23 protein-coding genes are annotated in these 22,115 nt (G+C 62.6%); 13 read left to right on the forward strand and 10 right to left on the reverse strand.

Annotated features, from left to right (window positions below; all coding sequences use genetic code 11):
• The first annotated feature begins 50 nt into the window (after positions 1-50).
• The 7 genes from QM647_RS09700 (at position 51) to QM647_RS09730 (ending at position 6,469) form a co-directional block, all read left to right on the forward strand.
• Positions 51-1,067: an LLM class flavin-dependent oxidoreductase gene (locus tag QM647_RS09700; protein WP_414995312.1), complete on the forward strand. Its 1,017-nt coding sequence runs from the start codon at positions 51-53 to the stop codon at positions 1,065-1,067.
• Between the two features lie 11 nt (positions 1,068-1,078).
• On the forward strand, positions 1,079-2,455 hold the full coding sequence (locus QM647_RS09705) for an NtaA/DmoA family FMN-dependent monooxygenase (RefSeq protein WP_414995313.1): 1,377 nt from the start codon (positions 1,079-1,081) through the stop codon (positions 2,453-2,455).
• Between the two features lie 9 nt (positions 2,456-2,464).
• Positions 2,465-3,250, forward strand: a complete 786-nt coding sequence (locus tag QM647_RS09710) for a sulfurtransferase (RefSeq protein ID WP_414995314.1) — start codon at positions 2,465-2,467, stop codon at positions 3,248-3,250.
• An 87-nt stretch (positions 3,251-3,337) separates the two neighbouring features.
• Positions 3,338-3,769, forward strand: a complete 432-nt coding sequence (locus QM647_RS09715; RefSeq protein WP_414995315.1) for an RrF2 family transcriptional regulator — start codon at positions 3,338-3,340, stop codon at positions 3,767-3,769.
• 24 nt (positions 3,770-3,793) lie between these two features.
• Positions 3,794-4,876, forward strand: coding sequence for an ABC transporter substrate-binding protein (locus tag QM647_RS09720; protein ID WP_414995316.1), 1,083 nt, complete (start codon positions 3,794-3,796; stop codon positions 4,874-4,876).
• Entirely contained in the window at positions 4,873-5,445 is a 573-nt protein-coding gene (locus QM647_RS09725; protein ID WP_414995317.1) for an NADPH-dependent FMN reductase, read from the forward strand. The genes QM647_RS09720 and QM647_RS09725 overlap by 4 nt, the downstream gene beginning before the upstream one ends.
• Before the next feature lie 190 nt (positions 5,446-5,635).
• Positions 5,636-6,469, forward strand: coding sequence for an EamA family transporter (locus tag QM647_RS09730; protein ID WP_414995318.1), 834 nt, complete (start codon positions 5,636-5,638; stop codon positions 6,467-6,469).
• A gap of 85 nt (positions 6,470-6,554) precedes the next feature.
• On the opposite strand, the gene QM647_RS09735 is transcribed toward QM647_RS09730, so the two are convergent.
• Both QM647_RS09735 and QM647_RS09740 read right to left on the reverse strand, forming a co-directional pair.
• A complete protein-coding gene (locus QM647_RS09735; RefSeq protein WP_414995319.1) occupies positions 6,555-7,325 on the reverse strand; it encodes a class II glutamine amidotransferase in 771 nt (256 codons plus the stop codon).
• A 95-nt stretch (positions 7,326-7,420) separates the two neighbouring features.
• Positions 7,421-7,621: a hypothetical protein gene (locus tag QM647_RS09740; protein WP_414995320.1), complete on the reverse strand. Its 201-nt coding sequence runs from the start codon at positions 7,619-7,621 to the stop codon at positions 7,421-7,423.
• Positions 7,622-7,733: 112 nt separating this feature from the next.
• Between QM647_RS09740 and QM647_RS09745 the strand changes: the two genes are divergently transcribed.
• Complete coding sequence (locus QM647_RS09745) at positions 7,734-8,312, forward strand: alpha-ketoglutarate-dependent dioxygenase AlkB (protein ID WP_414995321.1); 579 nt, start codon at positions 7,734-7,736, stop codon at positions 8,310-8,312.
• Here QM647_RS09745 and QM647_RS09750 read toward each other — a convergent pair.
• The gene (locus tag QM647_RS09750; protein ID WP_414995322.1) at positions 8,302-9,063 is read right to left on the reverse strand and encodes a pseudouridine synthase; all 762 of its coding nucleotides are present in this window, start codon (positions 9,061-9,063) and stop codon (positions 8,302-8,304) included. The genes QM647_RS09745 and QM647_RS09750 overlap by 11 nt on opposite strands.
• Before the next feature lie 56 nt (positions 9,064-9,119).
• Here QM647_RS09750 and QM647_RS09755 point away from each other — a divergent pair, with 56 nt between their 5' ends.
• Together QM647_RS09755 and QM647_RS09760 are read left to right on the forward strand one after the other, a co-directional pair.
• Entirely contained in the window at positions 9,120-9,773 is a 654-nt protein-coding gene (locus QM647_RS09755; protein ID WP_414995323.1) for a peptidoglycan DD-metalloendopeptidase family protein, read from the forward strand.
• 20 nt (positions 9,774-9,793) lie between these two features.
• The gene (locus QM647_RS09760) at positions 9,794-11,413 is read left to right on the forward strand and encodes a PQQ-dependent sugar dehydrogenase (protein WP_414995324.1); all 1,620 of its coding nucleotides are present in this window, start codon (positions 9,794-9,796) and stop codon (positions 11,411-11,413) included.
• Here QM647_RS09760 and QM647_RS09765 read toward each other — a convergent pair.
• The 5 genes from QM647_RS09765 to QM647_RS09785 all read right to left on the reverse strand — a co-directional run bounded on the left by QM647_RS09765 (position 11,403) and on the right by QM647_RS09785 (position 15,639).
• Positions 11,403-12,122, reverse strand: a complete 720-nt coding sequence (locus QM647_RS09765) for an ATP-binding cassette domain-containing protein (RefSeq protein WP_414995325.1) — start codon at positions 12,120-12,122, stop codon at positions 11,403-11,405. The two genes, QM647_RS09760 and QM647_RS09765, sit on opposite strands and share 11 nt — an antisense overlap.
• Entirely contained in the window at positions 12,115-12,789 is a 675-nt protein-coding gene (gene modB / locus QM647_RS09770) for a molybdate ABC transporter permease subunit (protein WP_414995326.1), read from the reverse strand. The genes QM647_RS09765 and modB overlap by 8 nt, the downstream gene beginning before the upstream one ends.
• Positions 12,786-13,145 (reverse strand): VOC family protein, encoded by a 360-nt coding sequence (locus QM647_RS09775; RefSeq protein ID WP_414995327.1) that lies wholly within the window; start codon positions 13,143-13,145, stop codon positions 12,786-12,788. Before QM647_RS09775 ends, modB begins: the two co-directional genes overlap by 4 nt.
• A gap of 4 nt (positions 13,146-13,149) precedes the next feature.
• Positions 13,150-13,914: a molybdate ABC transporter substrate-binding protein gene (modA, locus tag QM647_RS09780; RefSeq protein ID WP_414995328.1), complete on the reverse strand. Its 765-nt coding sequence runs from the start codon at positions 13,912-13,914 to the stop codon at positions 13,150-13,152.
• A gap of 117 nt (positions 13,915-14,031) precedes the next feature.
• A complete protein-coding gene (locus QM647_RS09785; RefSeq protein WP_414995329.1) occupies positions 14,032-15,639 on the reverse strand; it encodes an OprO/OprP family phosphate-selective porin in 1,608 nt (535 codons plus the stop codon).
• Positions 15,640-16,131: 492 nt separating this feature from the next.
• Between QM647_RS09785 and QM647_RS09790 the strand changes: the two genes are divergently transcribed.
• Entirely contained in the window at positions 16,132-16,365 is a 234-nt protein-coding gene (locus QM647_RS09790) for a BolA/IbaG family iron-sulfur metabolism protein (protein WP_414995330.1), read from the forward strand.
• A gap of 36 nt (positions 16,366-16,401) precedes the next feature.
• Here QM647_RS09790 and QM647_RS09795 read toward each other — a convergent pair whose 3' ends face one another.
• On the reverse strand, positions 16,402-16,896 hold the full coding sequence (locus tag QM647_RS09795) for an META domain-containing protein (protein WP_414995331.1): 495 nt from the start codon (positions 16,894-16,896) through the stop codon (positions 16,402-16,404).
• Between the two features lie 109 nt (positions 16,897-17,005).
• Complete coding sequence (locus tag QM647_RS09800) at positions 17,006-17,485, reverse strand: Lrp/AsnC family transcriptional regulator (protein WP_414995332.1); 480 nt, start codon at positions 17,483-17,485, stop codon at positions 17,006-17,008.
• A gap of 155 nt (positions 17,486-17,640) precedes the next feature.
• Between QM647_RS09800 and QM647_RS09805 the strand changes: the two genes are divergently transcribed.
• Positions 17,641-21,039 carry an indolepyruvate ferredoxin oxidoreductase family protein gene (locus QM647_RS09805; protein ID WP_414995333.1) on the forward strand — a complete coding sequence of 1,133 codons (3,399 nt, stop codon included), beginning with the start codon at positions 17,641-17,643 and terminating at the stop codon, positions 21,037-21,039.
• On the forward strand, positions 21,032-22,102 hold the full coding sequence (locus QM647_RS09810; RefSeq protein WP_414995334.1) for a Leu/Phe/Val dehydrogenase: 1,071 nt from the start codon (positions 21,032-21,034) through the stop codon (positions 22,100-22,102). The genes QM647_RS09805 and QM647_RS09810 overlap by 8 nt, the downstream gene beginning before the upstream one ends.
• Positions 22,103-22,115 lie beyond the last annotated feature (13 nt).

A 22,115-nucleotide genomic window follows, 5' to 3' on the forward strand; every position in this document is an offset into this window, starting at 1 on the left:
CGTACCGGCGCACGCGATCTGCTCCCTCCCTGAAACCAGAGATTAAAGACATGTCGTCACCGCAGACTCCTGCCGGCAAGCCGCTCAAGTTCGGCTATGTGTTTTCCCCCGCGGATGTGATCGATCCGTTCAACCCGGCGCAACTGGTGGCCCAGGCGCAGCTGGCCGAAACCGGCCTGTTCGACTTCATCCGCTTCCCGGAGCGCCCCCTGGAACGCCTCCTTTCTGGCGCCGATGCCGGACCGCGCACCGAAGCCTTCACCACGGCCTCCTATCTGGCGACGAAGACGCAGAAAATCGGCCTGATCGCCCAGGCCTCGACCAGCTATTACGAACCCTTCAACCTGGCGCGCCTGATCGCCTCGCTCGACCATGTCACCCACGGCCGCGCCGGCTGGGACATCAATACGGGGGCTTCGCGTGATGCCCATGGCAATTTCAGCCAGCCGCACCTCAAGGCGGAAGACCATCTCTCGCGTGCCGCCGAGGTCGTCGGGATCCTGCGTCAGCTGTGGGACAGCTGGGAGGGGGGCGCCTTTATCCGCAACAAGGCGACGGGCGAGTATGTCGATGGCGCCAAGATCCACCCCATTCATCACAACGGCGCGCTGTTCCGCATCAAGGGGCCGCTCAATGTCGCCCGCTCGCCGCAGGGCCATGCGGTCGTGGCGCAGGCCGTCAGCGATCAATTGACCGCCGATCTCGCCGTGCGTGAGGCCGACCTGATCTTCCAGCCAGCCAGGGCGCCGGCCGAACTGCGCATCGAGGTCGATACCCTGCGCGATCGTCTGAAAGAAGAAGGCCGGCAGGCGCTGATCCTGGCCGATTTCACGCCGCAAGGCGATCAGGCCCGCATCATCGCCGACCGCATCGAGGCCCTGGCCGAAACCGCCGGTCTTGACGGCATCAACCTGCATTTCGGCCGTCCCGATGCGCTTGCCTCTTACGTCGCCGATGTCGTGCCGGAACTACAGTCGCGTGGCCTGCTGGCCCGCGCCTATGCGGGCACGACGCTGCGCGATCACCTGGGCCTTGCCGAGCCCGCGAACCGTTATGCCGCTGCCTGAAAGGTATCTCTATGTCCGAAGATAAACGCGAACTCCATTTCGGCCTGATGTTCTGGGCCAACGGCACCCATCCTTCCGGCTGGCGCATGCCGACGGCGCACGAGACCGCGCCGTTCGATATCGAATTCCTGCAAAAAGTGACGCAGATCGCCGAAGGCGCCAAGTTCGACTTCCTGTTCCTGGGCGACCGTCTGGCCTCGGATCCAGGCCTGCAGACCACCAATCCGTCGCAGATGTCGCGTCTGGAGCCGTTTGTTTCGGCGGCGTCGCTGGCGGCAGCCACCAGCCATATCGGCATTGTTGTCACTGCCAATCCGACCTATTACGACCCGTACAACATCGCCCACCTGACGGCTTCGCTCGATCATCTCAGCGGGGGGCGTGCCTCTTGGAACCTGGTGACCGGCGCCGATGAGATCGCCGCCGCCAATTTCAGCCGTGATGAGCATTGGGATACCGAAAAGCGTTATGACTGGGCCGATGAATTCGTCCAGGTGGCCAAGAAGCTGTGGGACAGCCGCGATGGCGACGAGGTCCGCCCGATCAATCACCGTGGCCGCTATTTCTCGGTCGAAGGCCCGCTCGACGTCACGCGACCACCGCAGGGCCATATCGTTATCCTGCACGCTGGCACCTCGGACCGTTCGCGCGAACTGGGCGCCCGCGATGCCGATGTCATCTTCGCCGCTGGGCCTAATATCGAAACCGCCAAGGCCTATTACGACGACATCAAGACCCGCGCGAAAAAGTATGGCCGTAAGGACAGCGACATCGCCATCCTGCCGGGGCTTCAGGTAATCGTGGCGCCGACGACCGACGAGGCCGTCGCCATCTTCGATCAGCTCAACAGCTTTGTCATCCTCGATTCCGAGGATACGCCCGAGGAGCATAAGCGTTATGGCGCACTCGGCGGCAAGGGCAAGCGCAACCTCTCCAATGTCTCGCGCATCATCGGTGTCGATGTGCGCGGCCATGCGCCGGAAGACCTAGTGGATCCGCAGATTTTGGCCGACAGTAACGAAGACGGCCAGCGCCTGTTCAGGGCCATCACCCGCCTGACGCGCCGTGAGGTGACAGGGGAAAAGCGCATCAGCTATCGCGACCTGATCCTGTCGGCTTCCGGCCAGATTATCAGCGGTGTGGTCGGCAATCCGGTCGAGGTGGCCGATCATATCCAGCACTGGTTCGAGGCGAAGGCCTGCGACGGCTTCAACATCTTCCCGGCCTATAACCCGGACACTGTCACGGCCTTCGCCGATCTCGTGGTGCCGATCCTCCAGGAACGCGGGCTTTACCGCAAGGAGTACAGTGGCCCGACCTTCCGCGATCACCTCGGCCTGGAACGGCCGCAGAATATCCTCGCCGCGCCTTCCGTGGCGGCGGAATAGGAGGCCGTCATGTCGAGGCAGGACGTCCTGATCGAAGCCGTGGAACTGAATGCTCGTCTGCGCGCCGGTGCAAAACTGGTGGTTCTGGCGGTGGGCAGCGCCACGCCCCAAGGCATTCATGAAGGTATTCCGGGCGCGATACCGGTCGATCCGGCGGATTTCGCCGGCGCCGGTGGCGGCACAAAAGGAGCGCGTCCTCTGCCGGAGATTGCCGATCTGCAGGCCCGAGTGCGCGGGTGGGGCCTGGATGACGACAGCGAGGTCGTGCTCTACGATTCCAATGGCGGCCTGTCGGCGGCGCGCGGCTGGTGGACCCTGAAATGGGCGGGCTTGCCCCGCGTGCGTTTACTCGATGGCGGTCTGGCCGCCTGGGAAGAGGCCGACCTGCCGTTCGCGCCTCTGGCCCACGCACAGGCGCAGGGCACGGCTTCTTTAAGCGCCGGGCATCTGCCGCAGATCGAGGCCGACGAAGCGGCGGATTTCGCGCGCCATGACATCCTGCTCGATGCGCGCAACGACAAGGCCTTCGCCGCCGGTCATATCCCCGGCGCGCGCAACCTGCCGGCGTCGGGCAATCTCGATGGCAATGACCGCTTCCTGCCGGACGAGGCGCTGCACGCCCGCTACAGTTTCCGCGATGGCGCACGGATCGCCGTGTCGTGCGGCAGCGGCGTTTCGGCGGCGCATGATATCGCGGCACTGGCCATCATTGGCATTCAAGCGCCGCTGTATGTCGGCTCCTGGTCCGGTTGGTCGGCCGACCCGTCGCGGCCCGTGGCGCTGGAAGCCGCCTGATGTCTTGCCAGTTCTCAGGCCAGCTTGGCATCCCTCTTTTTCCGGAATATAGGAAGGGACTGTTCATGAAAGGACAAAGACGTATCCATGCTGTCCCAACGCTGCCGCTATGCGCTGAAGGCGATGCTCAATCTTGCGCGCGACACGTCGGGTCTGTCGAAACAGGTCAAGGCGATCTCCATCGAGGAGAGCATTCCGCGCAAGTTCCTGGAAGGCATCATGTCGGAACTGCGCCAGTGCGGGCTGGTGGAAAGCGCGCGTGGCAAGACCGGCGGCTACCGGCTGGCGCGTCCGGCCGAGCTGATCACCTTCGGCGAGATCATGCGCGACATGGACGGGCCGTTGGCGCTGCTCACCTGCGTCAGCCACAACTTCTACAAGCGGTGCGAGGACTGTACCGATGAGAAGACCTGCGAACTGCGCCGGGTCATGTCGCGCGTCCGGCGTGAAGCCTCGGATATCCTCGACCGCACGACGCTTGCCGATGCGGTGGCCAAACCCGGCCTCGGTGTTCCCTGATCCCTTTCCTTTCAGAGCTTTCCAATGATCTTCAAGACGATACCGCTGGTGCCGGCGGATACCGTGTGGCTGACGCGCGGCCCGGTGCCGACCGTGACCGCCATCGGCCTGCAACAGGGCTGGTTCGACCAGGCCTTCGCCCGCCATGGCTTCAATATGCAGACCCTGGAGGCGGCAAGTGACGCCGCCCTGCGATCGCAGCATCTCTATCACGATATCAAGACCCTGATCCGCGAAGGCGGCAATGTGCTGCCGCTGTGGTCGCGCGCCCATAATCTGGCGACCAGGGGCTATGACAATACGGTCGTTGTCGGCCTGACCTGGGTGGACGAGGTTCAGGTGCTGCTGGCGCGACCTGGCCTGGGATTGGGCGATGGTGATCTGTCGGCCCTGAAGGGCAAGGTGCTGGGGCTTTCCAATGCGCCGGGCGAGATCAATCACTGGCGCGCCATGGCGCTGCGCGGTTTCGAGACCGCCCTCGATCTGGCCGGGCTGGGATTTGAGGATGTCGTCCTGAAGGATATCGACGCCCCGCCGATCCGCTGGCAGGACCAGGCGCGCATCGGCGGCACCGGTTCCGAAGTGACGGAAGCAGCCTTGTTGGCGGGCGAGGTCGATGTCATCTATGCCAAGGGTGCCCCGGCGGTCGCGCTTCAGAAAAAGCACAATCTCGATGTCGTGCTCGATATCAATTCGCTCGACGATCCGCAGAAGCGCATCAATAACGGCACGCCGCGCATCGTCACGGTTCATCGCCACTTTCTCGACGATCATCCCGAGCTGGTGGTGGCGCACCTGCAGGTCCTGCTGGCGGCAGGCCGCTGGGCGCATTCGCACCCCGCCGAGGTCGAGGTCATTCTCGGTGCTGAGACCGGCACGCCGGTCGAGAATGTCCGGCGCGGCTATGGCCCGCGCCTGCGTGACAGCTTCGATGTCAACCTGACCGAGACGCGCATCGCCGCCCTGCAGAACCAGGCCGATTTCCTGTATCGCCATGGCCTGACCGAACAGGCGGTCGATGTGCGGGCCTGGATCGATTCCGGGCCTTTGCTGAAGGCGTTCGCCGAGCCGCTGTCGTTCGAAACGAAAAAGGCGCCACAGCCATGAGCCAGACGCCCTTTATTGTCGGCTTCGGCGGTACCACCCGCGCCGGCTCCTCCAGCGAACGCATGGTGGCGGCCGTCCTGAAAGAACTGGAAAGCCAGGGGGCAGACACGCGTCTGTTCGGTGGGGAGTTCCTTGCCGGCCTGCCGCACTATGCGCCGGAAAATCCGCAGCGGACGGACGCGCAGAGTGAGTTTGTCGATGCCATCCGGCGCGCCGATGGCATCGTCATCGGCTCAGCCGCGTGGCATGGCGGCGTGTCGGGACTGGTGAAAAACGCCATCGACCTGATCGGTGACCTGCAGGAAGACCGCCGCGTGTTCCTGCAGGGGCGGGCGGTCGGACTGGTGGTCACGGCCGGTGGCTGGCAGGCGGCCGGCACCACGCTTTCAGCCATGCGCGATATCGTCCATGCCCTGCGCGGCTGGCCGACCCCGGCCGGGGTGGCCATCAAGTCGGAACCGGCTCATTTCACGGCTGACGGAACCCTGACGGATACAGCCATACTGCGCACGGTTCAGGCGCAGGCCGGGCAGATCCTGGCCCTCAGCACGGCCGGCGTACTGGTTTGAAGCGTTTCAATCAGCTCGAAATAGCCCCATCGCGTTCTTTACCTACCTCGCGGTTACTTTGTGCCTGCACCTGAGGGTGACGAAGCTGGTCATGGCGGCGCAAACGACGGACTGACAACTCGGTGGGAAAGAAAAATGGGCACCATTCGCGCGTGACAGATGTGCGGATAAATGCCAGAACCGCCCGATCATGGCCTTGGAAACTTTTTGCTTCGTGCTGTTGGCAGCGGCGCTTCACGCCACCTGGAACGCTGTAGTCAAAAACGGTGGTCACAAGCTGTTCAGCACGATCCTGGTGACCTCAACAGCGGCCATGCTGGCTATGCTTCTGATACCATTTCAGCCCTTGCCGGCGATGGCCAGCTGGCCTTTCATTGTGGCATCCACCGTCCTGCAGGTCGGCTATTATTTACTCGTTGCGCGTATCTATCATGTCGCGGATATGAGTCAGACCTATCCTCTGATGCGGGGAACGGCGCCTTTGCTCGTCGCTCTGATCGGCTCGATTGTCCTGAAAGAGACGTTGCCGCTGATCGCCTGGCTCGGTATCGCAGTCCTTTGCTTCGGTATTCTCAGCCTCGCCTGGGCAGGGCGGTCCACAGCGGGACAAGGCGTGCGCCTGGCGTTTTTCAATGCTCTGGTTATCGCGGCCTATACCCTGGTCGATGGTATGGGCGTCAGGCGGTCGGGACACCCCTTGGCCTATACGCTTTGGATTTTCTGCCTCTCCGGCATCCCCTTGCTGATCTGGGTCTCGGTCCGCCGGCGGCAGGCCTTTCGCCAATACATGACAGGCAACTGGTGGTTTGGCCTGATCGGTGGGGTGGGCACGATTACCTCCTATGGCATCGCCCTGTGGGCAATGACCGTGGCGCCCATTGCCGTGATTTCAGCACTGCGTGAAACCTCGATTCTGTTCGGCATGGTTATTTCAGCAGTTGTCCTGAAAGAACGTGTAGATCGCGCCCGGATCGTTGCGGCCTGCCTGATTGTGGGGGGCGCAGCGGCCCTGAGGCTCGCCTGATATCCTTGATGGCATTCAAGTTTCGATAACACGCTGAACCACAGACCAGAGGGGGGCTGCTCATCGCGCGGGCGGCATTTGTAATTTAGGCTGTTTTCACAATGGTTCCATCCCGCGCTACCAGTGTGGTGTGTGGCGGCACATGGGTCCAGGTTTCGTTGCGCGTCAGCGGCGTCGAGGCCAGTATGGTGACACGGTCGTCCGGTGTGGTCTCCTGGGCGAAATCGACCTCCAGATCCTCGTCGATCAGGCTGGCCTGGCCGAAGGGGGCGCGCCGCTCGACATAGCACAGCTTGGTCGAGCAACTGGCGTAGAGCGCGCGGCCATCGCTCAGCAGGGCGTTGAAAACCCCCAGTCCGCGCAGTTCGGCAAAGAGTTCGGCAATGGCGCGGGCCAGGGCCCGGTCGGACGGGCGCTTCGGATACATGGTGCGCAGGCGATCGAGGAGCCAGCAGAAGGCGTGTTCGCTGTCGGTGGTGCCGATCGGCGCGTAAAAGGTGAGGGACCGTTTCTTGATGCCCTTCAGCTGACCATTGTGAGCAAAGCTCCAGGCGCTGCCCCACAGTTCTCGGCTGAACGGATGGGTGTTTTCCAGCGCTACCTTGCCGCGGTTGGCCTTGCGCACATGGGCTATGACGATCAGGCTCTTGATCGGGTAGGACTTGATGAAACGCGCCAGTTCCGAATGGGCACTCGGATTGGGGTCGTGGATGCTGCGGCAGCCCTTCTGTTCATAAAAGCTGATGCCCCAGCCGTCGGTGTGGGCGCCGGTGGCGCCGCCGCGTTGTGACAGGGCGGCGAAGCTGAAACGCACATCGGTGGGGACATTGGCGCTCATCGCCAGCAGTTCACACATGACTCTCTCTCGTAAGTATGTGGTCTGTGTCGCGGCTAATTGGTCGGCTGTAAAGCGATAATGGCTCTACCAATCGCGCAGGCTGGCTATATTGCTCAGTTGGAGGCGGCGGTGTCGTCTTCCGGCAGGCTGGCCTCCACGGCCTGCATCCGGGCTTCGAGCTGTGTCACGCGGGCCTGGAGCGCCGTGTTTTGCGCCTGGACATCGGTCAGCTGTTTTTCCAGGGCGGTGGTCTTGGGGCTGTCGCAGCCGGTCAGGCAGACGAAGGCGGCGAGGAGGAGGCAGACGGGTTTCATGGCCGGTCCTTTCTGTTTCCTGCAATCTACAGCTGAATGGGCGGAGATGCGTTAACGGGCTTGACTCTTTTATGTTAAAAATGTTCTCTATTTGTTCTTTTTGGAATTCGGAATGTTTGCCCTCAGCCTGTTCGATGCGCCATTGCTGTCCGGCCTGAGCTACCGGGATGACTATATCACGCGAGCGGAAGAAGCCGGCCTGATCGCTGCCATCGACCGGCAGCCGTGGTCGATGGAGCTGTTGCGGCGGCGGCAATGGTATGGCTGGGCGCCGGACGACACCGCATATGGCGCGCCTGAGGAATACCGGCCGCAGCCCATGCCGGACTGGCTTCGCTGGCTGGCGGAGAGGCTGTATGCCGATGGCCTGTTCGCCGGTGTGCCGACGCGGGCCCTGGTCAATGAATATCATCCCGGGCAAGGGATTGGCGCGCATAAGGACCGTGACACGGAGCGAATTCGCACGGTGGCCATTATCAGCCTCGGCTCGCCGATCATGATGGACTTCACCCGGCTGGGCCATGCCGCGCGCACCCAGTATCTATACCCGCGCAGCCTGCTGGTCATGCAGGGCGAGGCGCGGGAAAAGTGGATGCACGGCATTACCGGCCGCAAGACTGACAAGATCGGCGGGCTGGTCCAACCGCGCCAACGCCGGCTGTCGGTGACCTTTCGTTATGTCAGCTCCTGATCAGGGCGGTGCGTTCTTCCGGCGTGATGAAGCGCCACTGGCCTTCGGGCAGGTTGCCGATGCTCAAGGTCCCGATACGGACGCGGTAGAGATCGACGACGCGCAGTTCGCACATGTCGCACATGCGGCGGATCTGGCGGTTGCGGCCTTCCTTGAGGATGAAGGTCAGGGCCTGGTCGCCGGTCTGGATGACCTTGGCAGGCTTGAGCTTGCGGCCGTCGAGTTCCAGGCCGTGGCGCAGCCACTTCAGCTTTTCCTCGAAGATCGGCCCGCGCACCACAACTCGGTATTCCTTTTCCAGGTCGCTTTCCGGACCGATGATCGCCTTGGCCAGCACGCCATCTTCCGAAAGGATCAGCAGGCCGCGCGAATCCTTATCGAGCCGCCCGACTGGGGCCAGCTTGCTGTTCTGATCCGGATAGACGTCCGCCGGTCCGAAGACATTAGCACGCCGGATCATGCGCACCGCCGGGGTTTCGCCCGGCTCCGGCTGGCCGGACACGATGCCGATCGGCTTGTGATAGAGGATGGTCATGCGGGCATCGAGTGCCGCCGCGCCGCCCTGGCCGAGCGTCAGGGTCTGGCCGGGTTCGATCTTGTGGCCGGCGGAGATGACGGTCACGCCCTCGATCTTCACCAGTCCGTCAGCGATCAGGCTGTCGGCCTCGCGCCGCGAGCACACCCCGCTCTGGGCCAGCCACTTGTTGACCCGTACCGGCTCATCGCCATCATATGTTTTCGTTACGCTCATCTGCGCTTCCTACCCCCTGATTGCCGGACGGGCAAGTCTGGGTTACGGTCGGTAGCATGACCCACGACCTCTATATTGACTGGCTGAAGACGGCGCCGCCCCGCGCCGAGATCATGCGTGGCCTGCATACGCGCTTTGCGCCCATCCGTCTTGATGCCAAAGGTGCGCTTGCGCTTGGCCTGAAAGACGACCTGCCGGGCGATGCCGTGCTGGCGAAAGGTCTGCTGGTCGGCGGTTATGACGAGGAACGCGCCATCTATTCCGGTCCGGTATTTGAGGCGCCGGCGGGTGGCGAGGCGCGCACCGTCCACCTCGCCATCGACCTGTTCGAGGCCGCCGGCGCGCCGGTCTTTGCGCCTCTGGCCGGTGTCGTCCACAGTTTCCAGGACAATGCCAACCCGAAGGATTATGGCCCGACGATTATCCTCGAACACGCCGTGACCTCACAACTGACTTTTTATACCCTTTATGGTCACCTCAGCCGCGAGAGCCTGGAAGGCCTTTCTATCGGCCAGCCGGTGGCGGCGGGCGCACGGATCGCCACCCTCGGCGCGGCGGCGGTCAATGGCGACTGGCCACCCCACCTGCACGTCCAGGTCATTCTCGATCTCATGGGCAAGTCCGGCGATTTTCCGGGCGTCTTCAAGAAAAGCGAACGTGAACAATGGAAACGCATCTGTCCCGATCCCGCTCCCTTGCTCGGTATCTGAGTGGCGCCTTACTGGGGGTAATGATCCTGTCCGGCATGTCTGCCTGCTCGAAGGCGGCATCGCCGGAGCAGATCGCTGCCGGCAAGGCGGTCTTCACCGCCAACTGCGCCCTGTGCCATGACGCCAGCCCGGCCATGGCACGCCTGCAGGGGCCGCCCCTGTTCGGCGTGGTGGGCCGGACCATCGGTGGCGCTGTGGGCTTCGACTATTCGAGCGCCTTGAAGACGGCGCATGCGCGCGGGGAAAAGTGGAACGAGTCCAGTCTCGATGCCTTTCTGGCCGATCCGCAGACCGCCATGCCGGGTTCGAAAATGCCGGTCAATGTCCCCGATCCGACCGAGCGCCGCAATCTTATCGCCTATCTCACAAGTCTGAAGGGCAAGACCACCATCAAGCCCTCGATGAAGGGCGATAATGCCTCGGCCGATAGCCTGGACTGGCGCAAGGATGCGCCCGGCGTGGTCCATAAGGTTACTGTGGCGGGCCTGCCGAAGCCCTTCGCCACCCAGTCGGCCGGTAATGGCGCGCAGTTCGTGAGGCCTGCGGCGGACTTCCTGCCGAAAGTCCCTGCCGGGTTTGTCGTCTCGTCGTTTTCGCAGGGTGTGGATGGTCCGCGCAACCTGCGCACGGCGCCCAATGGCGATCTCTATGTCGTGGAATCGAGCCGTGGCCGCATCAGCGTCTTCCGTAATCACGGCGGCAAGCTGGATACGCAGCGGCAGACCTTCGCGGAAGGACTGGACCAGCCGTTCGGTATCGCCTTCCTCAACGGCTACGCCTATGTCGCCAATGTCGGTTCGGTGGTGCGCATCCCCCTGGCCGGTGGCGCGAAGGAGACTGTAGTGGCCCGGCTTTCGACCACAGGCGGGCATTCGACACGCGATATCGTGTTCTCGCGCGATGGTCAGTACATGTATGTCAGCGTCGGCTCGGCCAGCAATGTCGCCGAAGGGATCGGCAGGCCGCCGCAGGGTTTCGTAGCGGGCCATGCGCTGGGCGAAAGCTGGGGCAGTGAGGCGGGCCGCGCCCTGGTGCTGCGCTTCCGCATTGACGGCTCCGAACGCCATATCGTCGCCACCGGCATCCGCAATTGCGTCGGCCTGGTCATGCGACCGGGCAGCGACGACCTCTACTGTACCACCAATGAACGCGACGCCCTCGGCGACAATCTCGTACCGGACTATTTCACACGCGTCAGCGAAGGCCAGTTCTTCGGCTGGCCATGGTACTATCTTGGCGACCACGAAGACCCGCGCCAGGCCGGTATCCGTCCGGACCTGAAGGGCAGGGTCAGTGTACCCGATACCCTGTTCGTATCGCACTCCGCGCCTCTGGGTTTTGCCTTCTATCAGGCGCCGGCGGGCGCGGCCTCGGCCTTTCCGGCGGCTTATAATGGCGTGACCTTCATTGCCCTGCATGGCTCGTGGAACCGCTCGGCGCGCACCGGATCGAAGGTGGTCATGGTTCGGCTGTCCGGCGGTAAACCCATGGGCGAATACGAGGATTTCCTGACGGGTTTCATTCTCGATGACCAACGTGTCTCCGGCCGTCCGGTCGGTGTCGCGGTGGGGCCGGATGGGGCGCTCTATGTCTCGGACGATGCCGGCGACCGTATCTGGCGGGTGGCGCCTAAACCCTGATGCCTGCTTTTAGCGCGGCTGCCGCCAGGGCGCGGACCTGCGCTTCGCTTAAAGCGTCGAGACTGGTATCGAAGGTGGCTTCCGGGGCGTCGATGATCCGGCCTTTATTCAGGCGCAGGATTCGGTCGGCCAGGCGCTCGACCTCATAGGCATCGTGACTGACATAGAGGATCGGCAGGCCGATATCGCGCGCGAGGGCGGCGATCATCGGTACGATCTCGGCCTTGGCCTCGCCATCGAGGCTGGACAGCGGCTCGTCCATCAGCAGGATTTCCGGCGCGCTCATCAGGGTGCGGGCCAGGGCCACCCGCTGGCGCTCGCCACCGGAGAGTTTGTGGACCGAACGCGGCAGCAGGGCCGTCAGGTTCAGGCGCTCGATCAGGCGATCATCGACTGTATGGCCACCGTTGCGCTTCCGGGAAAAGTCAAGATTGCCGCGCACGCTGAGATGCGGCAGCAGCGAGGCCTCCTGAAAGACATAGCCGACGCGGCGCTTGTGGACCGGCACGAAACGGAGGCCCTCCTGCCAGACATCGTTGCCGATGCGAACATGACCTTCAAGTCGCGTCAGTCCGGCGACGGCGCGCAAAAGCGTGGTTTTGCCGGAGCCGGACGGCCCCCAGATGGCGGTGACGCCCTGCGCCGGCACACTGAAGACTGCATCGAGCATAAAGGCGCCGGCAGAGCCTTTGAGTGACACGTCAATCATGTCTCTGGCTCCAGCGGCGGTCGATCAAAAGCAGCAAGAGCAGGACGATAAAGGCAAAGACCATCAGGCCGCCCGCCAGTCGATGCGCATTCGGCCAGTCGAGTTGCTCGACCATTTGCCAGATGCGGATGGAGACGACCTCCGTCTTGCCGGGAATGGCGCCGCCAATCATCAGCACCACACCGAATTCGCCAACCGTGTGGGCGAAGACCAGCAGGGCAGCCGTCAGGAAGCCCTTGCGCGCCATCGGCAGGGCGACCGAAAAGAAGGTATCGAATGGTGTGGCTCTTAAGGTCGCGGCGACATCGAACGGCCGCTGACCCAGGGCTTCAAAGGCATTGCGGATCGGCTGGACGGCGAAGGGCAGGGAATAGACGATCGAGCCAATCACCAGGCCTGCGAATGAGAAGTTCAGCGTGCGGATGCCGAAAGGATGCAGCAGGTCCATCAGCGGGCTTTTCGGTCCCATGGCGACCAGCAGGTAGAAGCCGAGCACGGTCGGCGGCAGGACAATCGGCAGGGCCACGATGGCGGTGATGACATCCTTGATGAAATTCCGCCGGCGTGAGAGCCACCAGCCGATCGGCGTGGCGATGACCAGCAGGCAGAGCGTGGTGACCGCCGCCAGGCTGACGGTCACGTGGATGGCCCCCCATAACTCGGTCATTCGGGTTTATGGCAAACGGCTTCGATATTGTGCCCGTCGGGATCGAGCACAAAGGCACCGTAATAGTTGGGGTGATAGTGTTCGCAAATGCCCGGTGGACCGTTGTCGCGGCCGCCGGCCGCCATGGCAGCCTTGTAGAAGGCGTCTACGACGCTCCGGTTTTCGGCCTTGAAGGCGATGTGGATATGATCGGCCGGCTGGCCGTCCCCGATCCAGAAATCGGGCTTGCCGATGCCATAGCCGGTGCCCCAGGGACCGTCCATGACGATGCCGAAGCCCAGAGGCGCGAAGGCCGCCGTGTAGAAGGCCTTGCTTTTCTCCCGGTTGGAAACCTTGACGCCCATATGGTCGATCATGGCCTTATTTTACCTCGTAGCCGTAGGATTTGATGATCTTAACCGCTTCGGGGCTTTTGAGGAAGGCGATATAGGCTTTCGCCGCCGGATCATTGGCGCCGGGCGTCAGCAGTATGGCCTGCTGGTCGATCGGCGTATAGTCGGCGGCGGGCACGATCCAGCGTGAGCCCTTGTTCAGCTTGTAGATCTGCGACAGGGCGACGAAGCCCAGTTCGGCCGAACCGCTGTCGATAAAGCCATAGGCCTGGGCAATGGAACTGCCCTTGACGATTTTCGGCGACAGGGCGTCATAGAGGCCGAGTTTTTTCATGGTTTCGACCGCCGCCAGGCCATAGGGCGCCGCGGCCGGATCGGCGATGGCGATATGCTGGAAGTTACCTTTTTTGAGGACCTCTCCCTTGCCATCGACGAGGCCGGGCGTGGCGCTCCACAGGGCCAGGGTGCCGTAGGCATAGACAAAGCGTGTCCCTTTGACGCCGAGGTTTTCGGCTTCGAGTTTGGTCGGGCGCTCAGCGTCGGCGCTGAGGAAGACCTCGAACGGCGCCCCCTGCTGGATCTGGCTGTAGAAGCCGCCGGAAGGGCCGAAGCTCATGACGACATGATTGCCGGTTTTCTTTTCAAACGCAGCGGCGATCTCCTTGGCTGGTTCGGTGAAATTGGCGGCTATGGCCACCTGGACATCGCCGGCGAAGGCGGGGACTGCAACAACAGACAGGCACAGGGCCGCCAGCAGGAAGGCGCGCTTATGGAACGTGAGCTTTGAGGTCATCGCGGTTCTCTTTGGATTGGGGGGAAGAACATGTACGCGGTACTTCAAGGCCCGATGATCAGCTGAACACCGGGCCTTGGCAAGTCTTTTAGGCAAGTCTTTTGGGCAGGCCTTATATCAGAAGCCGAACTGGCTGCGGACCGCGAAGGTGGTGTAGTCCTGGCCGATCTGGTCGCCGGCGGCATTGACGCGGTTCACTTCCACGCTCTGGCCCTGGAAGATGAAGCGGACCGTGGGGGTCAGCTGCCAGTCGAGGCCCAGCGCGGTGATATCCTGTTGGCCGCCGAGCACCCGATCCGCCGTCAGCGTTGCGTCAGTGTGATAGTCCAGGTCGAGGGTCGAGTAGCGCGCCACCAGTTCGAAGGCACCCCAGTGGCCGGACTTCGGGTCGAAATTATGCGCCGGGGTCACGCCGTCGAAGGCCGCCGTCTGGGTGTTGTACTTGCGGCTTTCGCCGGTCAGCACCCAGCCGCCTTCCACATACCAGCCCGTAAACTTCGGATTGGTGACGCCGGTGGCGGCGTTCAGGCGCTGGATGCGATAATCGAAGGCTTCGCTTTGCAGGAAGAGGTTCTTGTACTGGGCGCCGAATTCGACGCCAGTGGCGGCGGCGGAATCGGCATTGATGGCGCCGGTATCGATCAGGCGGGTGCCATCGACGCGCAGTTCCGGACGATCACGCAACTGCACCGGATAGCGGGTGGTCGCGGAAGCGCCGGTATCGGCCGGATTGATGATGGCGGAATAGTTCAGACCCACATGGACCAGCGAATTCTGGCCCTTGATCGGCGTGCCGGCGATACGGGCGGTGACGCCCAGCTGCTCGTCGTTATTGACCGTATTGAAGCCGGAGGCCGCCGTATTGAGCGAGGAGACGGTGTTGCCGGTGATGGCCACGGCCCACAGATAGCGGTCCTTGGCGTTGAAGGCCGTCACGCCCATGCGGGTGTCGCCGCCGGCGAAGTTGCGGGCGATTTCGGCCGAGGCGGGGCGCTCCAGGAAGGGCGAGGCGCCCTGCGAGCCGGCATCGGCCAGGCCGACATTCGGGCCGAACTCACCGACACGGAACTTGGCCGACTTGAAGCCGGAATACTGAATCCACGCTTCGTGGACACGGCCGACATCCTCGGCGCCGGCGCCGCCGAAGTCGAAGGTCAGGTTATAGTCGAAATCGCTGAACATCTTGCCGTTGAAGATGACGCGGGCGCGGCGGATATTAGTGCCGCTGTTCAGATCGCGCGCGCTGACGGCGGCAGCGAGGTCCTTGTCCTGGCTGTAGCTCGCGGCGTCGGCCTGGAACAGGCCCTTGACGTTGAAGGTAAAGGCGCCGTCGCTGGAGGCAAGGGCGGGCGAGCCGTTCTTGAGCGTGGCGGCGACCGCAGGGGCTGCCGGCGCGGCCGGGGCCGGCTTGGGCGCAGTGACGGCAGCCAGTGTTTGGGATTGCGCTTGCGACTGGGTCTGCAGGGTCTGCAACTGGTCCGCCAGGCTGCGCACCTGGGCCTGGAGGGCATCGATCTGGGCCTGCTTCTGGGCTTCCGAAGCGTCGTTGTCCGCCTTTTGCAGGGCGACCAGCTTCTGGGCTTCGGCCATGATCATTTCATGGATATCGGCCTGGGTCAGAGGCTTGGCCGGTTTGGCCATGGCGGGCACGGCCAGGCTCAGGGCCATCAGGCTGGCGGCGGAGATGATGAGGGTCCGGTGTGTCCGGCGGGCAGAGGTACGCATGATTACTCCTTTAGAAGAGAGGGAGGAGGGTAAACGGATTAGGTTAATTGCGCGTTTCGTATAAAGGACAACGTGAGGTCGTAAGGGCAGAGCTTTTGTGAGTTAGGTCAAGTCGTCGAGTGGGCTTTAAAAGGTATTTGATTTGTTTAAATAAATTCTGTGTTCGTGGCGCTACACAGTAGCTATGTTGCTACATTTTTCACTTCGACTTCCCTTTTTCGGCCATAAAAAAACGCCCCAGAGCCGACCGTGAGACGGTGGCCTTGAGACGTCGTTGTCCTGATACTGTGGGCGGTTATATCGTCATTGATACGACCGCGCCGATATGTGCTCAGCCTTGAGCCGGGCAAACCTGACCCGCCGCCTGATATTCGTCAAGCGCTTCCGTGGGCTTTATGTGCGCTGCAATAAGTTAGATGCAAATCTGTCACAGGCCTATCCAGCCGTGCGCAAAACCGATAAGAGCCTCCTGACAAATGACAGGAGGCTCTTATGGCCATAGCGCAAAGCGATCTTCAGGCCCGTATCGAAGCGGCCTTTCCGGATGCGGAAGTGATTATCACAGACCTGGCCGGTGATGGCGATCACTACAAGGCGCGCATCGTATCCGAAGCGTTCAATGGCCTGCCGCGCGTGCGCCAGCATCAGCTGGTCAACAAGGCGCTGGCGGACCTGCTGAGCGGCCCGCTCCACGCCCTGGCCCTGGAGACGGTGGCGAAGGGGTAGTCCTTCCGGTGGGAGCCTAATCTTTCTTGCGTGACCCTAATCTTTCTTACGCGACCAGGTGTAGACGCCCTTGCCGCCTTCGAGACCGAGCGACAGGGTATCGCCGTCTACACTATAATCCGCCACGGAATTGGCGTTGAGTTCCCATTTGGTATCGAGACCGGGCGTCAGGCAGGCCATGCGCGTCATGGCCAGAGGTCCGAAGGTCAGGTGGCCGTGGGTGCCGTCGGTCGGTGTCATCTCCCAGATAGCGGTGGCACGGTTGCAATCCACCTTCATGGCGGCGCGGCCTTTGCTGAGGAAGGTCAGTTCATACTTGTCGGGTGCGTCCGGTTTCACAGGGGGCGCATCGGCGTCGTTCGGCTGGAACTGTACCAGTTGCCAGGTGCCGACCAGGGTCTTGGGTGGCTCGGCGCCGGCGGTGGGTGTGCTGGTCTCCACCGAAGCCTGAGGCGAATCCGTGGCGCAGGCGGTCAGGGCAAGGGTGGCGATGAAACTGGCGGTAATCAGAAATCCGGTACGAACGATCATGGAACGGCGCCTTCTGCTGGTGCGATGAGCCCGGTTTGCGGGCGTCAGCACCTTACCGCAGATCGCCTTTTCAGGGAAGATGAGGCTGCGCGTTCTCTTGTCGCATGTGTCACAGGCTCGGCGACGGATCGCGCTTCAGACGGCGCAGGCAGAAGGTCGAGCGGGCGTGGCGGATGCCGGGGAACTTCAGCAGGCGCTTGCGCAGGAAGCCTTCATAATCCTCGGTATCTTCCACAGCAGCAATGATCACATAGTCATATTCGCCGGTGGTCAGATAGGCGTCGGTCACTTCCGGCAATTGCGCCAGGTGGCGGGAAAAGGTCTCGATCTTCTCGTCGTCGTGCTGGTCGAGATTGACCTCGACAATGACCGACAGCGGCCGGCCGATCTTTTCCGGACTGAGCAGGGCGACATAGCCGGCGATCACGCCCGATTCCTCCAGCCGCTTGACGCGCGACCAGCAGGGCGTCTGTGACAAACCCACCTTGTCGGCCAGCTCCTGCGTGGTCAGGTGCGCGTCTTCGCGCAGCAGGCGCAGGATCTTGCGATCGATTTCATCCAGAGACTGGGCGTCTTTTGTCTTGTTCATTGCGTATTTTTGCCCTGCAGCAAAATATTATTCTCGTTGTCGTTATTATTGCAGAAAAATTCTCCCACGCCAATGGGCTTGCACCGGCAGTTTGGAAGCACATTCTCCTGAATCGGGTCTAGTCTCGCATGTAACGATAAAACGCAGGGATCGCTATGCGCGCACAGGTGACATTGGCGGATAAGTACGAACTGGACAGTGGCCGCGCCTTCATGACGGGCGTGCAGGCCCTGGTGCGACTGCCGATGCTGATCCGCGACATGGACCGCGCCCGAGGACTGAATACCGCCGGTTTTATCTCCGGTTATCGCGGTTCGCCGCTCGGTACCTACGATATGCAACTGGCCCAGGCGAAGGATCTGCTTGAGACGCATGATATCGTCGTTCAGCGTGGCATCAATGAGGATTTGGGGGCCACGGCCGTCTGGGGCACGCAGCATGTGCCGCTGTTCAACGGCCATAAACGCGATGGCGTGTTCGGTCTGTGGTATGGCAAGGGACCGGGCGTGGACCGTACGGGCGATGTGTTCAAGCACGCCAATTTCGCCGGGACCTCGGCCCTGGGCGGCGTGCTGGCGCTGGCGGGCGACGATCACAGCTGCAAGTCCTCGACCCTGCCCAACCAGTCGGAATTTGCTTTTGCCGATGCCGAAATGCCGAGCCTGGTGCCTTCGACTATCGATGAGGTGATCGAGTTCGGCCTCAAAGGCATCCAGCTGTCGCGTTATTCGGGCTGCTGGATTGGCATCAAGACCATCGCCGACCTGATGGACGCCTCGACCTCAGCCCATATCGACCACCGGCGCTGGCAGACCACCGTGCCCGATTTCGACCTGCCCGAAGGTGGCCTGAATATCCGCCTCGGTCAGACGCCGGACCAGAAGGAAATCCTGCACCGTCACTTCCGCCTGCCGGCGGCCCAGGCCTTTGCCCGTCATAACGGACTCAACCCACTGACCCAGGACGCGCCCGCCGCACGGCTGGGGATCGCCGCTTCCGGCAAGGGTTTCCTGCATGTCATGGATGCCCTGCGCCTGCTGGAGATCAGCGAGGCCGAAGCCCGCCATATGGGGCTGCGGATCTGGAAGGTCGGCATGGTCTGGCCGCTCGATCCGGTCGGGGCCACGCATTTCGCCGACGGGCTGGAAACTGTGCTGGTGGTCGAGGAGCGGCGCAATCTGATCGAATACCAGCTGCGCGATGCGCTCTACGGCCTGCCCGATGCCCGCCGGCCGAGAATCCGCGGCAAGGATCTGGTGCGCGATGTGCTCGATCTCGATACGGTGGGTGTCGCTATCGCCCTGTTTGAAGTGCTGCCGCCGGAGGCGCGCACCGAGGCGCGTCAGGCCATCATTGCCCGCTCTACGGCCCAGGCGGCGGCCAAGGAAAACGTCGTCCAGCTGCATACGCGCAAACCGTTCTTCTGCGCCGGTTGTCCGCATAATACCTCGACCACCGTGCCGGAAGGCAGCCGCGCCTCGGCCGGGATCGGCTGTCACTACATGGTGCAGTTCATGCCCGACCGGCATTCGGAAATCTGCACCCATATGGGCGGGGAGGGCGTTACCTGGGTGGGGCAGGCGCCCTTTACCGACGAGCCGCACATCTTCGCCAATCTTGGCGACGGCACCTATTTCCATTCCGGCCTGCTGGCTATCCGTCAGTCGGTGGCGGCGCACGTCAACATCACCTACAAGATCCTCTATAACGATGCCGTGGCCATGACCGGCGGCCAGCATGTCGATGGCGTGCTGCATCCGGTGACCGTGGCGCAGCAGGTGGCGGCCGAGGGCGTAAAGCGGATCATCCTCGTGTCGCCGCATCCCGATCGCTGGCGCAATCACCCCAAGATGCCGGCCAAGGTCAGCTTCTATCACCGCGACCAGATCGAGCAGGCCGAGGCCGAACTGAAGGCGACGCACGGCACAAGCGTGCTGATCTACGACCAGATGTGCGCCACCGAACTACGTCGTCGGCGCAAGCGCGGTCTGGCGCCGCAAATGAAAGAGCGCATCTTCATCAATGACAAGGTGTGCGAAGGTTGTGGCGACTGCTCAGCCAAGTCGAACTGCATCGCCGTGGGGCCGAAGGAAACCGAACTCGGGCGCAAGCGCGAGATCGACCAGTCGGCCTGTAATCTCGATACAAGTTGCGTCAAAGGTTTCTGCCCCAGCTTCGTTTCGCTCGAAGGCGCGCAGGTCAAAAAGGCGCAGCCCGCCGCCATCGATCACCTGATCGAAGGCCTGCCGGATATCATACCGGTCAGTTTGAGCGATCAGCCCTATAACCTGCTGATCACTGGTGTCGGCGGACTGGGCGTGACCTCGTTGTCGGCCATGGTCGGCATGGCGGCCCATATCGAAGGGCTGGAAGTCATCTGCGTCGACCAGATCGGCCTGGCGCAGCGCGGCGGCGCGGTCGATGCCCATGTCCGATTTGCCGCGCCGGGCGTGATGGTGCCCGGTGGCCGCATTCCACTGGGCGAGGCCGACGTGCTGATCGCCGCCGACATGATCACGGCGCATGGCAAGGCCTGCCTGCCGTTGTTGGGCAAGGACCGCACCACCGGCTTTCTCAACAGTGCGCTTACGCCCAGTGCCGAATTCACACTTAATACCAACACCATCTTCGATCAGGCTTCGATGACGCGCCGGGTGCGCCAGGCCGCCCGCTCGCTGGAAACGCTCGATGCCGCCGGTCTGGCCCGCACCTATATGGGCGATGCCGTCTATGCCCTGATGATCCTGTGGGGGGCGGCCTGGCAATCGGGCGTCTTGCCGCTGTCGCTGGCGGCGATCGAAAAGGCCATCGAACTGAATGGCGCCGCAGTGAAGGCCAATCTGTGCGCCTTCGCGCTTGGCCGCGCCTGGGCCGAGGGGCGGCTGGAGGCGAAGCCGGAAGAGACGCACGTTTTCGATCTGGAGACCTTTGTCGCGGCGCGTGTGGCCGACCTGACCGTCTACCAGAATGCCGCCTACGCCGCGCGTTACAAGGCTATGGTCGATCTGGTGCGGGGCGAACCACAGTTGACTGAGGCCGTGGCGCGCAATGCTTACAAACTGATGGCCTACAAGGATGAATACGAGGTGGCGCGCCTCTACAGTGATCCGGACTTCCGCAAGACATTGGCTGAACAGTTTGAAGACACGAAGAAAATATCCGTCTTCCTGGCACCGCCCTTCATGGGGACGAAGAAGCGCAAATTCGGCCCATGGGTCTTTCAGGCCTTTGTCCTGCTCAAGGCCATGAAGGGATTGCGCGGCACGCTGTTCGATCCCTTCGGCCATACGCACGAGCGCCGCACCGAACGGCAACTGGTCGTCGACTACGAGCGCCTGATCCAGCGCCTGGTGCGCGATCTCGCGCCTCATAATCTCGATCTGGCGGTGGCGCTGGCCAGACTGCCAGAGGAGATCCGTGGCTTCGGTCACATCAAGCTGGCCAATCTGGAAAAGACCAGAGCGAAGGAAGCCGATCTTGTCGTGCAATTCGAGGCCGCCACACCCAAAGAACCCCATACCAAAGCCCAACTGAAAGACGCAGTACATGTTTGATCATCCCGATTACGACGCCCACGAAAAAGTCCTCATGGTGGAGGATGCGGCCAGTGGCCTGAAAGCGATCATTGCGGTCCATTCCACCGCTCTGGGCGCCGCCGCCGGCGGTTGCCGCCTGTGGACCTATGGCAGCGGCGTGGCCGCACTCGGCGATGCCCTGCGCCTGTCACGCGGGATGAGCTACAAGAACGCCATGGCCAATCTCCCGATGGGCGGCGGCAAGGCCGTGATCCTGGGGCCGGTTCTGCCGGAGCGTCGCGAAGCGGTGCTGGAAGCCTTTGGCCGCGCGGTCGATAGCCTCGATGGCCAGTATATCACCGCCGAGGATGTCGGGGTTTCGGTTGCCGATATGAAGATCGTGGCGCGCACCACCGGCTATGTGTCCGGTCTCGATGCGGCGGTGGGCAAGAGTGGCGGCGATCCGTCACCCTTCACGGCGCGCGGCGTGCGGGTCGGTATCGAGGCGGCGGTCAAGGCCAAGCTTGGCCGTTCTGATCTGGCCGGCATCAAGGTGGCCGTGCAGGGGCTGGGCCATGTCGGCAGCTATCTGTGCGAGGAACTGTTCAATCTCGGCGCCCGTCTGGTGGTGGCGGATATCAATCCGGTGCGGGTGGAAGAGGTGTGCGACCGCTTCGCCGCGGAAAGCGTATCGGTCAACGACATTCTGCTCCAGACCGTCGATGTGGTGGCGCCGTGCGCCTTAGGGGGAGCGATCAGCGAGGTGGTGGCGCAGCAGCTTCAGGCCACCATTGTGGCGGGGGCGGCCAATAATCAGCTCCTGACGCCACAGGCCGGGGTGATCCTCGGCGAGCGCGGCATTCTTTATGCGCCGGACTATGTGATCAATGCCGGCGGCATCATCATGGTGGCCGGTGAAATCTCCGGTCATAATGACGAAGCCCATATACTGGCGCAGGTCGATGCCATCGGACCGCGCCTGACGGATATCTTCATCAAGGCAAAAAGCGCGAATGTGATCACAAATTTGGTTGCCGATTCGATGGCGCGGGATAAGATCGCCGCGGCAAAGGCCCGGCAGAATGTGACCGAGGCCGCCTGATCACCCAAAGAGA

The organism is Asticcacaulis sp. (assembly GCF_047605585.1).
Lineage (GTDB): Bacteria > Pseudomonadota > Alphaproteobacteria > Caulobacterales > Caulobacteraceae > Asticcacaulis.

Coding starts and splice junctions, on each gene's coding strand:
- QM647_RS09775 (WP_414995327.1), bottom strand. CDS start 13,145: ATGATCGACCATATGGGCGTCAAGGTTTCCAACCGGGAGAAAAGCAAG.
- QM647_RS09790 (WP_414995330.1), top strand. CDS start 16,132: ATGGCCATAGCGCAAAGCGATCTTCAGGCCCGTATCGAAGCGGCCTTT.
- QM647_RS09750 (WP_414995322.1), bottom strand. CDS start 9,063: ATGAGCGTAACGAAAACATATGATGGCGATGAGCCGGTACGGGTCAAC.
- QM647_RS09805 (WP_414995333.1), top strand. CDS start 17,641: ATGCGCGCACAGGTGACATTGGCGGATAAGTACGAACTGGACAGTGGC.
- QM647_RS09800 (WP_414995332.1), bottom strand. CDS start 17,485: ATGAACAAGACAAAAGACGCCCAGTCTCTGGATGAAATCGATCGCAAG.
- QM647_RS09730 (WP_414995318.1), top strand. CDS start 5,636: ATGGCCTTGGAAACTTTTTGCTTCGTGCTGTTGGCAGCGGCGCTTCAC.
- QM647_RS09755 (WP_414995323.1), top strand. CDS start 9,120: ATGACCCACGACCTCTATATTGACTGGCTGAAGACGGCGCCGCCCCGC.
- QM647_RS09710 (WP_414995314.1), top strand. CDS start 2,465: ATGTCGAGGCAGGACGTCCTGATCGAAGCCGTGGAACTGAATGCTCGT.
- QM647_RS09740 (WP_414995320.1), bottom strand. CDS start 7,621: ATGAAACCCGTCTGCCTCCTCCTCGCCGCCTTCGTCTGCCTGACCGGC.
- modB (WP_414995326.1), bottom strand. CDS start 12,789: ATGACCGAGTTATGGGGGGCCATCCACGTGACCGTCAGCCTGGCGGCG.
- QM647_RS09795 (WP_414995331.1), bottom strand. CDS start 16,896: ATGATCGTTCGTACCGGATTTCTGATTACCGCCAGTTTCATCGCCACC.
- QM647_RS09785 (WP_414995329.1), bottom strand. CDS start 15,639: ATGCGTACCTCTGCCCGCCGGACACACCGGACCCTCATCATCTCCGCC.
- QM647_RS09810 (WP_414995334.1), top strand. CDS start 21,032: ATGTTTGATCATCCCGATTACGACGCCCACGAAAAAGTCCTCATGGTG.
- QM647_RS09720 (WP_414995316.1), top strand. CDS start 3,794: ATGATCTTCAAGACGATACCGCTGGTGCCGGCGGATACCGTGTGGCTG.
- QM647_RS09735 (WP_414995319.1), bottom strand. CDS start 7,325: ATGTGTGAACTGCTGGCGATGAGCGCCAATGTCCCCACCGATGTGCGT.
- modA (WP_414995328.1), bottom strand. CDS start 13,914: ATGACCTCAAAGCTCACGTTCCATAAGCGCGCCTTCCTGCTGGCGGCC.
- QM647_RS09715 (WP_414995315.1), top strand. CDS start 3,338: ATGCTGTCCCAACGCTGCCGCTATGCGCTGAAGGCGATGCTCAATCTT.
- QM647_RS09700 (WP_414995312.1), top strand. CDS start 51: ATGTCGTCACCGCAGACTCCTGCCGGCAAGCCGCTCAAGTTCGGCTAT.
- QM647_RS09760 (WP_414995324.1), top strand. CDS start 9,794: ATGATCCTGTCCGGCATGTCTGCCTGCTCGAAGGCGGCATCGCCGGAG.
- QM647_RS09765 (WP_414995325.1), bottom strand. CDS start 12,122: ATGATTGACGTGTCACTCAAAGGCTCTGCCGGCGCCTTTATGCTCGAT.
- QM647_RS09705 (WP_414995313.1), top strand. CDS start 1,079: ATGTCCGAAGATAAACGCGAACTCCATTTCGGCCTGATGTTCTGGGCC.
- QM647_RS09745 (WP_414995321.1), top strand. CDS start 7,734: ATGTTTGCCCTCAGCCTGTTCGATGCGCCATTGCTGTCCGGCCTGAGC.
- QM647_RS09725 (WP_414995317.1), top strand. CDS start 4,873: ATGAGCCAGACGCCCTTTATTGTCGGCTTCGGCGGTACCACCCGCGCC.